Genomic DNA, 16,686 nt, shown 5'->3' on the forward strand with positions numbered 1-16,686 from the left:
GGCCGTCTTAGGTTTACGTTATGGCTATTATAGGAAAAAACGAGAAAAATTAAACATGTACGAGTGTTTTTTTATTCTGTTTCTCAGATGCCAATCGCAAGCCCATGACAATAGAGTAAACCTCCAAATACAAAAAAGGGGGCAAAGCCCCCTTTTCAACTCGTTGACCTAAAACAGGAATCATGCGAAATCTAACGCTCTTACCCCGGCCCCAAAATCAGCGCGCTGTCCCAGATCGGAAAGTAACTCCTTCATATCCAGAATTAATACAATTTGACCATTGGAAAGCGTAGTGACTCCCGCTACCCCCTTGGGACGGAAATCTTCCAAGGATTTGATTACCGCATCATCACGCCCGGCAAAACTATCAACAGCAAGAATGAAGCTGCGCTCTGCCGTCTGCATGAAGACCCCGTATTCCGGATAACGCTCCAAGGGCCAACCAAGCAGTCTGGCCAATGTTATTACTGGAAGAACCTCACCCCGGACCACCAAGGTCTCCTTACCACCCACTTCCTGGATACGGCTCTGTTCGATAGGCAGAATTTCACGAACTAGCGATAATGGCAACGCGAATGGCTGATCCCCCAGCAACACCAACAAGACCGGCAAAATAGCCAGTGTCAGCGGTAGTGAAATAATAAATACGGAACCCTTGCCTGGCTCCGAGCGAATTTCGATCGAACCATTAAGCTTCTGGATATTGGTTTTAACCACATCCATTCCAACACCTCGGCCGGACACATCTGAAATCTGAGTCTTGGTCGAGAACCCAGGCAGGAAAATAAGGTTCAGGCTTTGGCGCTCGTCGAGCGTATTTGCCTCCTCCTCGGAAATTAGTCCTTTTTCCGTTGCCTTCGCACGAATACGCTCAGCACTCATCCCCTTGCCGTCATCGGCGATAATCAGCACGATATGGTCGCCCTCCTGACGAGCCTCAAGGCGTACCAAGCTCTTTGGAGGCTTGCCTGCAGCCTGGCGCTCTTCGGGCATTTCAACACCATGATCAACTGCATTTCGAATCAAGTGGATCAATGGATCGGCGAGATCCTCAATCATGGTCTTATCGACTTCAGTTTCTTCTCCAGACAACACCAACTCGACATCCTTGCCCAATTGCCGCGCCAAATCGCGGGCAATTCGTGGGTATTTCTGGAACAGTCTGCCAATCGGCTGCATTCGAGTCTTCATCACCGAGTTCTGCAGATCAGATACCAACAAATCAAGTTGGCTAACCGCCTGATCAAGGGCATGCAAGGTTTCTGCATCGCTCTTACCTGCAAGAATGTCAGCGCGCAGACTGGTGAGGCGATTTTTAGTTAATCCAATTTCTCCGGATAAATTCAACACCTGATCAAGACGTGAGGTATCGACGCGAATCGTATTTTCCCGACCGCGCTCTTCCGCGCGCCGAGCCGAACTAGGGGATGCGCCGGGACGATCCGTTGTACGACGACCAAATGGCGAAGCCGCTCCTGCAGGCTGAGACACAACACCCGCGGGCGTAATGCCAACCTCTGCGACAGCAGTCTCTGCCTTGGTGATCAACTCGCTTTGCGGCTCTACAGTTTTGGCATCGGTACCTGTCACGGCAGCATGGAGAAGATTCCAGTCAGGCTCACCCGGCGCCGCCGCATCAACTTTTGGCAGCTCAGGCTCAGGCGCCGGTGCTTCAGCCCCCTTTTTCGCCCCGCCAGCAACATCTCCGGTAGTTAGCACCCCGTGTAGCGCTGCGATTACCGCGGGGTCTGCTGGCTGCGGCTGGACCATCTGCCCCAACTCGCCGAACATCTCTCGCACCCCCTTGGTTGCATCCATGATGACGTCCATCAATTCCGCAGTCAGCTCAAGCTCACCATTACGTAGCCGGTCGAAAAGATTTTCAGTCAAATGGCACAGCGTCACGAGTTCAGTGGCATTGAGGAAGCCAGCTCCCCCTTTGACCGTATGAAAGCCACGAAAAATATCGTTAAGTAATCCACGATCATCAGGCATTTTCTCAAGCTCAACGAGCTTGTTGTCCACATCAGACAACAAATCGTGCGCCTCCTGCAGAAAATCCTGCAGCAGATCCTCCATCCCACCAAAGTCGGTCATTTGTCGCCCTCCTCAGAAACCTAGGCTATCCAATAGGTCGTCAACCTGTTCCTGGTTGACCACAACGTCGGTACGCCCTTCACCATTGATTACAGGACCATTCATCAGACTGGCCACTTCTTCGGTGCGCTTGGTTTCTGGCAGCACCTCAATGAGGACAGTCATCAGACCAGACTCCAGTTCGTGCGCCAATCCGACGATTTTTTTAATAACCTGCCCGGTCAGGTCCTGAAAATCCTGCGCCATCATTATTTCAGTCAACTGTGCATGCGTTGCGCGAGCTTTGTGGGGCAATTGGTCATTCAGGAACGTGCGCGTTTCCGCTGCGAGTAACTTAAAGTCGGCAGGGCCCATTTCGTTGGCAAACACCTTGTCCCAGCGTTTACCCAGTGCCTGCGCCCCACTTTCCATTTCATTGACCAGCGGATTGGCGATATCTGTCGCGTTAAGGACGCGACAGGCTGCCTGCTCCGTAAGGTTTGCCACATAAGCCAGGCGATCCTTGGCGTCAGGCAGCGCCGAAACAGTCTTTTCAATCAACCTGTCGTAGCCGAGCATCCCCAAGGTATCGTGAAGCGCTCTGGCCATATGCCCGATACGATTGAAGACAGCCTCCTGCTGCGACCAAGGTTCAGAAGAGCTCGGTAACTGCGACGCAACTCCATCAATTAGCCCATGCACATCATGCGTTGCCTCAGCCTTGGCGGCAACACTATCAAATAGCGCCTGCAGATCATCGTTATCGCCATCTGATGATATAGCAGACGCAGGAATCACTGGCTCCGCCTTCCGCGGCGCAGATGAAACTGTTGAACAATCTGCGGCAATAGAATCAAAGAGCGCTTCGAGGTCGTCTGAGTCGTTATTGGCTGTCATCATCACCCCTACGCCTGACCCATTTTTTCGAAAATCTTATTCAGTTTTTCCGAAAGCGTTCCTGCCGTAAAAGGCTTGACGATATATCCACTTGCACCGGATTGAGCGGCAGCAATAATATTTTCCTTCTTTGCCTCAGCCGTGATCATCAAGACAGGAAGATGCTTGAGCGTTGGCGTCGCACGTATGGACTGCAATAGCGTCAGGCCGTCCATATTGGGCATATTCCAGTCCGTAACAACAAACTCGAACCCGCCACCCTGTAGCTTTTGTAGCGCTATAGCACCGTCCTCTGCCTCATCAACATTGGTAAAGCCCAGCTCCTTCAATAGGTTACGGACTATTCGACGCATTGTGGAAAAGTCATCCACAACAAGAAATCTCATTTTGGGATCAGCAGCCATGCACTACTCCAGAAACTGTGTTTGTTATCGTTCAATCAGCGGACGCAAGGTATCGGCCAATGCCTCTGCATCGAATTTTGCGACGTACGCATCTACGCCAACCGATTTACCCATAGCCCGATTAGCCTCCGAAGAGAGCGATGAGTGCATCACCACTGGCACACCTTCGAACCGAGGGTCGGACTTTATGTTTTTGGTCAGCACGTAGCCGTCCATCTCAGGCATTTCTGCATCAACAAGAATCAGACGAATATCATCCCGGATATTTCGTCCCATTTGCATAGCATGCGCAGCGATAGCTTGCAGTCGCGTCCAAGCTTCCATACCGTTGGTCGCATGCTTGTGCCGAACCCCAAGCTTGTCGAGCACTTCAGCTATTTTCCGCCTGGCAACAATGGAGTCATCGACAAAAAACACACTGGTATCAGGATCAACACGTGCCGGCGCAATATCAACGATCATCGCCTCACCGAAGGCGTTGGCAAGAATTTGCTCCACATCAAGTATGGAAACCAAGCCGCCGCTCTCAAGTTCGATAACTGCAGTTATCAAGCCTTGATTTGCAGAAAGCACACTCTCCGGCGCCTTCACACGCTCCCAATCGACGCGAATGATGCGGTCGACATCATGAACCAGAAAACCTAACGTACGCTTGGAATATTCCGCCACCATCATGGTTTTTCCCAAGCCTGCCGGAGCGGCCAATTGCATGAACGGAGCAAGAGAAAGAACCGGAATTACATTGCCACGCAAAGAAATAAGCCCCTCAACCCCACGAGGCATATTGGGTGTCTTGGTAATGTGCGGTGTTCTCCCAACCTCTCGCACCTTGAAAACATTTATGCCGAATATCTCCCGCGTGCCGAGTGTAAACAGCAGGATTTCCATCTTGTTTGAACCAGCAAGGCGCGTGCGAGCATCGACGCTATCAAGCAGGTTTTTGTTCTCAACGAGGTTCATCGTCAGCTCCTGCTATTTCTCAAGCCACAATAAGCGGCGCAGTATCAACGCCCAGTCGCCTTGCCAGCGTTTCGGACAGACGCAAGGGCTCGAACTTCGGCACATACTCATCCACACCCACCGAGGCGCCCAGCTTCTGGTTCGACATGCCAGATAACGACGAATGCATAATCACCGGAACCCCATTGAAACGCGCGTCGGACTTGATTTTTTTTGTCAGGATATAGCCGTCCATTTCCGGCATCTCGATGTCAGTCAAAACGAGACTGATAATCGACGACGCTGACCTCCCAGTGGACTGGGCATAGGTTGCGACCTTTTCCATCTCTTCCCACATCTGACGACCGTTAACCGCTGAGATACCCTTCACACCCATTGCTGAAAGTGTTCTCTCAATCTGCTTGCGTGCCACACTTGAGTCATCGCAATAGAAAACCGTACACTCTGGTCGGTCTAGCGCTACCACCCCACGGTACATAATCTCGTTATCGATGCTGGTGGTCTCGGAAAGCACCTTTTCGACATCCATCATCATAACCAACCGGTTGTCTTCCAACTCGGTTACAGCAGTTACCAGCCCCCCCGTTTGCGAAGTAAGCATTTCTGGAGGCACTCGCATCTTGCTCCAGTCAAGGCGAAGAATGGTGTCTACACCCTCAACCAGAAAGCCTTGTGTGTGTCCGTTGTACTCGGTGACAATCATGATTTCGCGAGGCGTTTCAGGGGAAATACCGGCATATTTTGCCAGATCAATCACCGGCACCAACGCGCCACGCAAACTGACCATCCCTTCGACAGAAGGAGGCATATCAGGTGCGGCAGTAATCACTGGCGTACGCATCACTTCGCGAACTTTAAATACATTGATGCCGTAGGTTTCACGACGCCCTGTTCGATGATCTATGCCGAGAAAAAATAGCAGGATTTCGAGTTTGTTCGTACCCGCCAATTTGGTTCGTGCATCAATATTCTTTAACAACTCAGACATTGCCATCCTCTCGCACGTAGCGCATCCAGCGACCTTCAGTTAGACGCTCTACTCTTTGAGCGACATGCCAGATCATAGTCACAAATATGGAACCCTCCGCCATTAGCGCCAAGCGGAGGCTTATCTCATATTCACTTAACGGCATACCAAACAGAACATTTAGGAAATTTGGAACAATTTACCAAAATTGGCAATATCTAGCACCTGTTTTACGTTACCGCGGACACCTGTCAACGTTACTTCCTTATTTGCGCCACCCAACTTATCACGCAACATCAACAACATACCGAGTGCAGAGCTATCCAGATAATCCACTCCAGAAAAATCAACCGTTACGCCGCGAATTGCAGCGTCGGCAATCAATGGCTCATATGCGGCTCGAAATTCGCGGTGGGTATTGAAATCGAAACGCCCTGTCAGCTTGATGACAGCCTTGCCAACTTCATTGAGAATACTTGCTTGCATTTGTTTTCCTGTTCCAAAAAATCACATCGAATCTTAGTTTAATACTTTTGCCATAAACGACAAGCTCGACTGGCCGATTACGAGCCAATAGCATTGAGAACCCGTCTTGCCATCTCATCCAGCGGACACTGCTCCTCAACCGCTCCGATCAAAAATGCTTCACGCGGCATCCCATAAACAACGCAACTATGCTCGTCCTGACCAAAAGTTTTTGCGCCAGACTGACGCAGGCGAAGCAAGCCTTGAGCACCATCCTTACCCATCCCGGTCAGAATGACGCCTATCGCCTTACGGCCAACAAGCGCAGCCGCTGAATCAAACAGCACATCAACGGATGGGCGATGACGATTTACCGCTGCGCTAGAAACCAATTCGGTGAGATAGCCAGCACTGCCGCGACGAATCTGCAGATGCGAGTGACCCGGTGCTATGTAGACCGTGCCCGACTCCACTTTTTCGCTCCCTTGAGACTCAATAACTCGCGGGGCGCAGAGTCCATCCAGACGACGAGCAAAGGATGCGGTGAAAGACTCCGGCATATGTTGAACAACGAGGATTGGCGGACAATCAGCCGGAATGCCAATTAAAAACTCCTTGATGGCCTCGGTTCCACCTGTGGAAGCGCCGACAAAAATAATTTTCCCGCTGGTGGCCAGACCAGGTCTGGCCTGCATCATGTTCGTCGCTACGCTCTGCAAAGTAGTAGTAGGCTTGGTCATATTGCCACGCAGACGAGCACCTTTTGCAGCACGAATTTTTTCCACCAAGTCTTCTGCATAGCTTTCCATGCTTCTGCCGCCATCGGAACGCGGCTTGCCGATAAAATCGATAGCACCCAATTCGAGTGCCTTCAGCGTTGTATCCGACCCAGCCTCTGTAAATGACGAGACCATGACTACCGGCATCGGCCGCAAGCGCATCAAGCGCTCCAGGAACTCCAAGCCATCCATCTTCGGCATCTGAACATCCAGAGTCAGGACATCAGGGTTGAACGCCTTGATCATTTCGCGGGCACTTTGAGCATCAGGAGCAGCACCAACCACCTCCATATCAGGTGCCAAACTGATAAGCTGGCTCAATAACCCGCGCATCAATGCCGAATCATCAACAACCAAGACTCTTGTTTTTATGGGCATTTATAGAAAACCAATTGAAAAATGGCGATTTTTTGCCGTTGACCGCAGCATCAAACAAATAACTCAACATCACCTTCGATAGCCGATCCAGTAAGCCGTACCTTGTAATCGTTTTCGCGGCTGAACAATGTCTCGTTATGAACCCGATGCAGCTTCTTGACCAAAACCCTTCCGGAGTGGGGAAAATAGTAGACTTTCCGTGGATATGAATCCAGCAAGTCCTTGGCAACGACAGGAATTTTTTCTGTTTTCAAAAAATCCAGAACGAATTCAGCATTCCTTGCCCCCACATTACTACTCGCCAGGCTGGCCAAGACTGCACCACCGCCAAACACCTTCGCCTCAAGACGATTACGTCGCGCGCCAAGTTTTAAGAGATGATTGATCAAAACCTCCATGGCGTAGGTGCCATAACGGGCTGACATACCCAGCGGATTCCGCCCACCGTCATCCGGCAGCATGAAATGATTCATTCCACCAATGCCGGAATCGGTATCGCGAATACAGGCAGCCACACATGAGCCAAGTACCGTTACCAGCAACGCCTCCTCAATTGAGACGAAATACTCGCCAGGCAATATTTTCGCTGCCTCAAGGCCAAATTTCCGATCGAAATATCGATTGGTTGCCAACGGTTCATCATAGGAGTGTTGCACTACGCCCTTCCCTATCGGGTATTCGCCAAGGCATATACCGTCTTGCCCAGCGATTTGAAAAGGTCGGCCGCATGCAGAAAGCTTTCCGAATGCCCCGCAAGCATCAGGCCATCGGGCTGCATCATGGGCGCGAAGCGTGAAAGGATTTTGTATTGTGTCGGTTTGTCGAAATAGATCATGACATTGCGACAAAAAATAATATCGAGCGGCCCCTTGACCGAATAATTTGCATCCAGCAAGTTGATTCTCTGAAACTGAATCATCTGCTTCAATTCTGGACGGACCGAGACGAATCCCTCCTGACCTCCCGTCCCCCGAAGGAAAAATTTACGTAAACGTTCTGGCGAAAGCTTTTCAACGCGCTCAATGGGATAGATGCCTTTCTGCGCACTAGCCAGCACATTGGTATCAAGATCTGATGCCATGATGGATACATGCGAAGTATTGGTACCAAATGTTTCAGCCACTGTTATCGCAATCGAATAAGGCTCCTCACCGGTCGATGCAGCGGAACACCAGATACGCACAGGACGCTTCGTGCCGATTTTGCGAAGATGCTCCGCAAAAATCGGAAAATGATGCGGCTCACGAAAAAATGACGTCAAATTCGTAGTCAATGAATTTACAAAGCGCTCCCATTCGTCGCCGCCATCTTTCTCCAGCGCATTCAGATACTCAGAGAACGACTGCATTCCCGTCGCACGCAAGCGTCTAGCGAGTCGGGAATAGACCATATCCTGCTTGACTGGAGATAGCGAAATTCCGGCATGCTGATAAATCAGCGTCCGAACACGCTCAAAATCGGTTGCAGAGAACGAGAACTCGCGAGCGCCACCATCACGAGCCGGCAGACCTGCAACCGAAGACTGTCGGAGCGAAGATAACGAAGATAGCGGCTTTCGCAAATCAACCATGGTCAGAACTCTTCCCATTCATCATCAAGACTTGCTGTCAGCGCCGGGGCCTTCTGCGCTTTGCCACGCGCAACGCGAGGCGCCTCGTGGGCTACCGAAGAAGGCTGGGTATTGGTGCGCGGCGCAGCCAGAAGTGGCTTGTTACCAGCGTCGTCGACCCGAAAAATCGACACTGCCTGAGCGAGGTTATGCGCCTGCTCCTCAAGGCTTTCTGCCGCGGCAGCTGCTTCCTCAACCAAGGCCGCATTCTGCTGCGTCACTTCGTCCATCTGGCTGACGGCCAGACTGACTTGCTCTATACCCGAGCTTTGTTCTCGGCTGGCATCAGAGATGTCACCCATGATCTTGGCTACTCGCTTGATGCTGGAGACCACTTCTTCCATGGTCCGTCCGGCTTGATCGACCAGTTTGTTGCCAGTCTCAACTTTTTCGACGGAGTCGGAGATCAGCCCCTTGATTTCCTTGGCGGCAGCTGCGCTGCGCTGCGCTAGATTGCGAACTTCGGTGGCAACCACGGCAAAGCCTCGGCCTTGCTCTCCGGCTCGAGCTGCTTCGACGGCGGCGTTGAGGGCCAGGATATTGGTCTGGAAGGCGATGCCGTCAATGACGCCGATGATGTCGGCAATTTTGCTGCTCGATTGGTGGATGGCGCTCATGGTGTCGACAACTTGACCAACTACCTCGCCCCCCTTGACGGCAACTTGCTGGGCTGTCCCAGCCAGTTCGTTGGCTTGTCGGGCATTGTCAGCATTTTGTTTGACCGTGCTGGTCAGTTGTTCCATGCTCGAGGCGGTTTCTTCGAGACTGCTTGCCTGTTCTTCGGTACGGCTCGATAGATCCTGGTTCCCGGACGCAATCTCCTTCGCAGCCGTATTAATCGCATCCGTCGACTCCTTGATCGAACCGACGATTTCGCTCATTGCATCAACAGTGCGATTGGCATTATCAACGGCGTCAGCCAGCGCGCCGACATAATTTTGTTCCATCTTGCGGGTCAGATCGCCTTCAGCGAGGCGGCGGAAGGTGTCGCCGAGATCCGTCAAAACTCGACTATTGCTTTGCAGGAGACCGTTGATGCCATTGCCTAGCTTCAGGAAAAACCCGTTCAATTCGGCAGTATCAAGGCGCGCCTCAAGGTCCCCGCGTTCAGCTGCCGCGATGATGTCAGCGATTTCCTGCTCGATCTTGACTTCACCTGTACGATCCACCCACTCGACGGCATATCCAAGGCGAGATCCACGAATATCAATCACTGGTGTGACAGCCAGCGAGAAGGTGCGCCCACCGAGTGCCAGTTGAGTCCGATGAACCCCGTTAAGGCGAGCCAACATTTCGCGCTGATGCGCCGGGTTCTTGTGAAATACATCAATATTGGTTCCTATCAGGGTATGCCGATCAAAATTCGGCAGCGCAGCCTTGATCGCAGGTTCGGCGATCTCAAACATCTGCACCAATGACTGGTTCATATAGATAATTTCAAACTGCGCATTGGCCAACATGACATTGGTCGCAACATTATCCAGCCCGATCTTCAAGCGCAGCCCTTCATCCGCCGTGCGGCGCGCCTCGTTTAAATCAAAACCAGATTTAATGAGCAGAGGACGTGCGGAGTCACATATCTGCAAAAGCTCATCCTTGCGATCATAGTCAAGTTTGGCCGTAGTACTACCCTCTGAAAGAGAGCGGAAAAATGCAACGATTTCTTTGATTGGGCGGCGAATTCCTGAAACCAGCGAAACAGTCAGCAAGACCGCAAGCACCGAAAACGCAACGAGAAGTCCAATAAATTTAATGCGAATAGCGGCTGCATCTTCAGCCGCCTGATCAACATATGTTTTTGCCACCGAAAGTTGTAGCGCGACGAGTTCGCTGATCTTGTCTGAAATAGGATCTATCGCTGGATACAAATCCTTCGCAGCAAAAATTGTTAATGCCTCGCGGTCTTTGTTTTTCAGAATTTCCTTAAGCTTTTCCGTTGCCTGATTTGCTCGTGCCATCAGCGCCTCAGCCTGTCCAACCAGATGTTTTTCGTCATCGGTAAGGAAGGTTTCAGCATATGCCTTCCATTGACTGGCGATCACTTTCTGCGCCAATTCAACCTTGCCCAAGCCAGACTCAAAACTCTCAGCCCCATCGCGCGTTTTGTGCGATAGATCGACAATCGATACCGCATAGGCATCGGCCACCTCCTTGAGTTGCTTTAGCGGCACAACGCGATCATCGTAAACAGTATGTAATCGACCGTCACTTTGACTAATTGCAGACATGCCGAGCAGACCTACCAACAAAATGCCGGCAGTCAGTACTCCACAAATGGTAAAAACACGCTGGGCTATGGATCGATTCTTAAACCAAGCACTAATGCTAAATCCACTTTTTGTTACTTTTCCATCGCGAATCGTCAACCCAGCAGCTCTACCTTCGCGGAACATCCGGTAAGCGTTATCCGCTGCGGCAACTTGATCACGAGAAGGCGTTGAGCGGACCGACATATAACCGCTAACCTGCCCGTTTTCGAACAACGGCGTTGCGTTAGCGATCACCCAGTAGAAATCACCATTTTTGCAGCGATTTTTGACCATGCCGGTCCAAGGACGGCCATCCTTAAGCGTTGCCCAAAGATCGGCAAAGGCTTCGATCGGCATATCCGGATGGCGCACGATGTTATGCGGCTCGCCAATCAGCTCTGATTCGGAAAAGCCACTGATTTCGATGAAGTCCCGGTTTATAAATGTAATCCTGCCCTTAAGATCGGTCTTGGACACAATCAATATGTCAGGCGCCAGGACGATTTCCTTGTCAGTTACCGGCAAATTGCTTCTCATCGTATCTCCTCTTTAACTCTTGTCACTACTCTGCTGGCTTAGAACTCTGCCCATTCGTCTTCACTGTCATCCACCGAAACCTTGATATCGGACTTTACGGGACGTCCCTTTAGTCGTATTGGCTCCTTGTGCGGCAAGGCTGCCAACACAGGAGATTGCACCGAGGCACCCCGCTCTCGAAAAGAGGAGGATCGGCTCTTTACATCGTTATTTTGCGAGAGCGAAAAAATCGACACTGCCTGAGCGAGGTTATGCGCCTGCTCCTCAAGGCTTTCTGCCGCGGCAGCTGCTTCCTCAACCAAGGCCGCATTCTGCTGCGTCACTTCGTCCATCTGGCTGACGGCCAGACTGACTTGCTCTATACCCGAGCTTTGTTCTCGGCTGGCATCAGAGATGTCACCCATGATCTTGGCTACTCGCTTGATGCTGGAGACCACTTCTTCCATGGTCCGTCCGGCTTGATCGACCAGTTTGTTGCCAGTCTCAACTTTTTCGACGGAGTCGGAGATCAGCCCCTTGATTTCCTTGGCGGCAGCTGCGCTGCGCTGCGCTAGATTGCGAACTTCGGTGGCAACCACGGCAAAGCCTCGGCCTTGCTCTCCGGCTCGAGCTGCTTCGACGGCGGCGTTGAGGGCCAGGATATTGGTCTGGAAGGCGATGCCGTCAATGACGCCGATGATGTCGGCAATTTTGCTGCTCGATTGGTGGATGGCGCTCATGGTGTCGACAACTTGACCAACTACCTCGCCCCCCTTGACGGCAACTTGCTGGGCTGTCCCAGCCAGTTCGTTGGCTTGTCGGGCATTGTCAGCATTTTGTTTGACCGTGCTGGTCAGTTGTTCCATGCTCGAGGCGGTTTCTTCGAGACTGCTTGCCTGTTCTTCGGTACGGCTCGATAGATCCTGGTTCCCGGACGCAATCTCCTTCGCAGCCGTATTAATCGCATCCGTCGACTCCTTGATCGAAGAAATGATCTGCTGCAGGTTGTCTACCGTTGCATTCGCATCACTTTTAAGAACACCAAGCATGCCCTTGTAATCACTGTCGATTTTCTGGGTAAGATCCCCAAGCGCCATTCGCGAGAACATCGCGCCAATATCTTCAAGAGCATGGGTATTAGCCTCAAGCAGATCGTTGATGCCTTCAGATATCTGCTTAAAAAACCCGGTCATTCTGCTGGAGTCCAGCCGGCGACTGAAGTTACCAGACGCTGCGGCATCTATTATTTCAGCAACTTCATTTTCTATCCTTAATTCAGTCGTACGATCACGCCATTCGACGACCGTGCCTAAGCGCTCGCCCTCCTGGTTAGCAATCGGCGATGCGACCAATGAGAAGCAACGTCCACCGATCGTGATTTCAGTCCGATAAATCCCTTGCAGGGTAGCCAAAAGGTTGCGCTGATGACTCGGTTGTTTATGGAAGACATCAATGTTTGCGCCACGAATACCTGCTGCACTGAAATTCGGCAGTTGCGTCCGAATATCACTTTCAGCCTGCTGCATCATTTCCAATGCCGAGGCGTTACAGTAAATAATCACCCCCGCAGGGTCTGCCACCATGACATTGGTCGACGCCACATCCAATGCAACCTTAATACGCAGAGTCTCATTTGCCGCCTTGCGATCGGACTCTACCCTGCTCTTCAATTCGCTTTGCATCTTGCTCAACGCATGCATCAAATCAGCGATTTGATCCTTTCCCTTGGGCTCGATTCGACTCTCCAGATGCCCGGAAGCGACCTCATCCGCTACGCGAAGTGCATCGGCAACCGGTTTCGTAATACTCCGGCCAAAGACATAGGCGAATGCGGCAATCAATACCGTAACCACGATGGCAAGCCCCACCATCAGGCGCGTTGTTGATGCTTGCGTCTCTTTCGCACGATCAAAAACCTCGCGTCCTGATTCTGAATAGTAGATACGCAGCGCATCGGCCGCCGCCGAGGCCTTAATGTACGCGGGGCTGACTACTGCCGAATACTTGTCAGCTGCTTGCTCATAATCACCGAGCCTCAGCGCCTCACTGGCCACCATCAGGCCATCCTTGACGAATACCGTTCGGGCCTGCTCGTAGACCTCAGCCAACGCTCGCTCTTTGTCGTTCAGTTGGCGGCTTTTGAACTGTTTCCACAACTCTGTAATGGCATCGCGATTCTTAATGATGCTCTCGGTATGCACGGTAACCGAATGATCATGCTTAGCCTCCATGCGACCGGACGGGTCATGTAGCAAGGCAGAAACAATCTGCTGATTGTTTTCCGACATAAGCGTCTGAATTCGAAGAACGATCGAACCTGGCTCCAGCTTGTCGAGATAAACCGTTTCAGTTTCCCGACTCAACTCGCGCATATATAGAACCGCCACTGTGACGAGCACAGCAAACCAGAAGGCCATCCCGAGCGCCTGCCAGAACAGTCGAGTTCCGATCCGAAAATTATTCAGCATGTGGCCATATTCCCGGCTAGCGCTACGTTGCTGCACTATCGATCAACTCCATGTCAGCACTGGTCATCAAGCGTTCGATATCTGTAACAATCATCATGCGGGAATCAATCGCAGCTAACCCGAGGATATATTTAGTATCAAATGTTCCCGAAAAATCGGGGGCAGGACGAATCTGCGCACGCGATAGGGAAAACACATCTGAAACGCTGTCGACGACTGCGCCTATAACCCGGCCGGCAACGTTCAGAATGACCACAACAGTAAATGGGGTGTATTCGATCTTGCCCAGATTGAATTTAATACGCAGATCAACGATAGGAACGATGATCCCCCGCAGGTTGATCACCCCTTTGATAAATGGCGGAGCGTTGGCTATCAGTGTTGGCTGCTCATAACCACGAATCTCCTGAACCTTGAGGATATCGATTGCGTACTCCTCGCTTCCCAAGGTGAAGGTCAGGTACTCATTGGCAACTGAGTCATCATCACTCGCCGCGCCACTACCATGCGTCATCGCTTCCATCTATTGCTCCTCAGTTCAGCCGTTAGCCAGCTTTTTGCAGACTTGTCTTCGCCATACCGGCAATCGCCGAGACATCCAGAATCAAGGCGACATGCCCGTCACCCATGATGGTCGCGCCGGAAATACCAGGCACTCGACGGTAATTGGCCTCCAAACTCTTAATGACTACTTGGTGTTGCCCGACGAGTGCATCAACAAACAGCGCTGCCTTGATACCATCAGCATCGATCACGACCATGATCCCCTGCGTAAAATCGCATGCTCGAGACTTCAGATTAAATATTTCATGGAGCACGACTACTGGCAGATATTCCCCGCGAACCTGAATCACCCGTGCATGATTTGAGAGCGTTTTAATATCTCCCGTTTGGGGCTGGAACGACTCCACAACATAAGAAAGCGGCAATATGTAGGTCTGGTCGCCGACGGCAATCGACATGCCATCAAGAATGGCGAGAGTTAGTGGAAGTCGGACCGTCATACGCGTACCAACGCCCAGCATCGACTCTATTTCTACACGACCGCCCATAGATTGAATGTTTCTTCGGACGACATCCATGCCTACGCCTCGTCCAGAAACATCAGTGACCTGATCTGCCGTTGAAAAGCCAGCTTCGAAAATCAAGAGAAATACCTCTTGATCGGTCATCTGGTCAGAAACAGGCAAGCCGCGCTCACGTGCCTTGGCCAAAATCTTGTTTCTTGGCAATCCGGCTCCGTCGTCCCCTACCTCAATGACAATGTTTCCACCTTGGTGGTAAGCCTTGAGCGTAATCGTACCAACCGGGCTTTTGCCCGCGGCGATACGCGTTTCCGGCAACTCGATACCATGATCGAGGCTATTCCGTATCAGGTGCGTCAGAGGATCCGCAATACGTTCGATAAGACCTTTGTCGAGCTCAGTCGTTTCCCCTGAAGTTTTCAGCTCAACTTGCTTGCCGAGCTTGCTGGAAAGATCTCTGACCACGCGAGGAAATCGAGAGAACACAAAGGATATCTGCATCATCCGAATGGACATTACAGACTCCTGTAAATCTCGAGTATTTCGCTCTAATTGAGTGAGCCCGTTGACCAATCGTTCCGGCGTGTTGTCCTGCATCTGAGCCGCAGTTTGTAACAACATTGCCTGAGTAATGACCAACTCGCCCACCAAGTTGATTAACTGGTCCACTTTCTCAATACTGACCCGAATCGACGAGTCAGCCGCTGCATTTGCTGATGCAGCGGGTTTAGCTGCTCTTGCACGAGACTCTGGCTGCCTTTCTACTGTAGTTGGCATGGATTGCACCACGCTTTGTTCAGGCATTGCCGCAGACTCGACATTCACCGTAACTTCGGATGCAAGGGGGGGTGGTAGTGGGGCGAAAAATCCGAATCCATCCCCCTCCTCTGCCATAGAAGCTCCCACTGCCGGTGGCGCGAGTGGCGCAAAAAAACCATAGCCATCGCCATCTTCGTTGGCGTTAGCACCTCCCAGCATTGAACCATGCGGAACAGGTAAGGGTTCGAAAAAGCCATAACCATCCCCGCTGTCACTCGCAGGACTGGAGAGCGGAGCAAAAAAACCGTATCCCTGATTATCATCAGGGGCACCAGGGGAGTCACCAAAAAATCCGAAGGCAGCATCGCCATCGGGGGATGCTGCAACATCCTCAACTTTCCGCCATGCACCATTTTCAGCAATAAAATCAATTTGATCCGAAAAAGCATCCTGAACGAGGGCCGTCAACAGCCGGACTTGCCAATATCCGACATTCCGCATCTCTGCTTCGGGCTGATTGACAATTTCGAGGGTCCCCATGGAGCGCAGCTCATCGAGAAGATTGGCAACCCCATCGCCCTTGGCGGAAAATTCAGTCGGGACAAATTGAATATCGAAAACATGTTTTCCAGCGCCCTGCGGCGCCGACTCAGTAATCGTCGCCAACGCCTTTTGCGCAGGTTTAGAAGCAGAATTCAGCTCACCCCCTCCGCTCGACAATTGGCGAAGACGGTTGCAAATAATCTCTACCGCGTGAGGATCCACCTCTCCTCGACCTTGGTGCCCCTCAAGCATGTCACGCAGCAAATCACCTGACTCAAGAAATGCATCAACCATATCCGCACGCAATTCCAACTCCTGCTTCCGAATACGGTCAAGCAGGTTCTCAAGAATATGCGTTGTTTCGGCCAGGTCTGTAAAACCGAAAGTTCCAGCACTTCCCTTAATGGAGTGCGCAGCTCGAAATATGGCATTGAGTTGCTCAGGATCTGGATTTTCGACATCCAGATCCAATAGCAACCCTTCCATTGCCGCCAAATGCTCTGCCGATTCCTCGAAGAACACCTGGTAGAACTGACTCATGTCTATAGTCATGCTACCCCCTGACCTAGGCTCCCAGAAAACTGACAACCA

General features: G+C 51.5%; 13 protein-coding genes. All 13 read right to left on the reverse strand.

Annotated features, from left to right (window positions below; translation table 11 throughout):
- Window positions 1-180 precede the first annotated feature (180 nt).
- A complete protein-coding gene (locus IPJ12_05650; GenBank protein ID MBK7646643.1) occupies window positions 181-2,097 on the reverse strand; it encodes a chemotaxis protein CheA in 1,917 nt (638 codons plus the stop codon).
- A 12-nt stretch (window positions 2,098-2,109) separates the two neighbouring features.
- Window positions 2,110-2,976, reverse strand: coding sequence for a protein phosphatase CheZ (gene cheZ / locus IPJ12_05655; protein MBK7646644.1), 867 nt, complete (start codon window positions 2,974-2,976; stop codon window positions 2,110-2,112).
- A 5-nt stretch (window positions 2,977-2,981) separates the two neighbouring features.
- Window positions 2,982-3,377, reverse strand: coding sequence for a chemotaxis response regulator CheY (gene cheY / locus IPJ12_05660; protein ID MBK7646645.1), 396 nt, complete (start codon window positions 3,375-3,377; stop codon window positions 2,982-2,984).
- Window positions 3,378-3,401: 24 nt separating this feature from the next.
- The gene (locus tag IPJ12_05665) at window positions 3,402-4,337 is read right to left on the reverse strand and encodes a chemotaxis protein CheV (GenBank protein ID MBK7646646.1); all 936 of its coding nucleotides are present in this window, start codon (window positions 4,335-4,337) and stop codon (window positions 3,402-3,404) included.
- A 19-nt stretch (window positions 4,338-4,356) separates the two neighbouring features.
- Entirely contained in the window at window positions 4,357-5,325 is a 969-nt protein-coding gene (locus IPJ12_05670) for a chemotaxis protein CheV (protein MBK7646647.1), read from the reverse strand.
- Window positions 5,326-5,484: 159 nt separating this feature from the next.
- The gene (locus IPJ12_05675; GenBank protein MBK7646648.1) at window positions 5,485-5,790 is read right to left on the reverse strand and encodes an STAS domain-containing protein; all 306 of its coding nucleotides are present in this window, start codon (window positions 5,788-5,790) and stop codon (window positions 5,485-5,487) included.
- A gap of 77 nt (window positions 5,791-5,867) precedes the next feature.
- Complete coding sequence (locus tag IPJ12_05680) at window positions 5,868-6,926, reverse strand: chemotaxis response regulator protein-glutamate methylesterase (protein MBK7646649.1); 1,059 nt, start codon at window positions 6,924-6,926, stop codon at window positions 5,868-5,870.
- Between the two features lie 50 nt (window positions 6,927-6,976).
- Window positions 6,977-7,582: a chemoreceptor glutamine deamidase CheD gene (gene cheD, locus IPJ12_05685; protein ID MBK7646650.1), complete on the reverse strand. Its 606-nt coding sequence runs from the start codon at window positions 7,580-7,582 to the stop codon at window positions 6,977-6,979.
- 11 nt (window positions 7,583-7,593) lie between these two features.
- Window positions 7,594-8,496, reverse strand: a complete 903-nt coding sequence (locus IPJ12_05690) for a chemotaxis protein CheR (protein ID MBK7646651.1) — start codon at window positions 8,494-8,496, stop codon at window positions 7,594-7,596.
- A gap of 2 nt (window positions 8,497-8,498) precedes the next feature.
- Window positions 8,499-11,321, reverse strand: coding sequence for a Tar ligand binding domain-containing protein (locus IPJ12_05695; protein MBK7646652.1), 2,823 nt, complete (start codon window positions 11,319-11,321; stop codon window positions 8,499-8,501).
- Between the two features lie 38 nt (window positions 11,322-11,359).
- Window positions 11,360-13,768 carry a Tar ligand binding domain-containing protein gene (locus tag IPJ12_05700; GenBank protein MBK7646653.1) on the reverse strand — a complete coding sequence of 803 codons (2,409 nt, stop codon included), beginning with the start codon at window positions 13,766-13,768 and terminating at the stop codon, window positions 11,360-11,362.
- 22 nt (window positions 13,769-13,790) lie between these two features.
- Entirely contained in the window at window positions 13,791-14,291 is a 501-nt protein-coding gene (locus IPJ12_05705) for a chemotaxis protein CheW (GenBank protein ID MBK7646654.1), read from the reverse strand.
- Between the two features lie 22 nt (window positions 14,292-14,313).
- Window positions 14,314-16,647, reverse strand: a complete 2,334-nt coding sequence (locus IPJ12_05710) for a chemotaxis protein CheW (protein ID MBK7646655.1) — start codon at window positions 16,645-16,647, stop codon at window positions 14,314-14,316.
- Between the last annotated feature and the right edge of the window lie 39 nt (window positions 16,648-16,686).

This window comes from Betaproteobacteria bacterium (assembly GCA_016709965.1).
Classification (GTDB): domain Bacteria; phylum Pseudomonadota; class Gammaproteobacteria; order Burkholderiales; family Rhodocyclaceae; genus Azonexus; species Azonexus amarohabitans.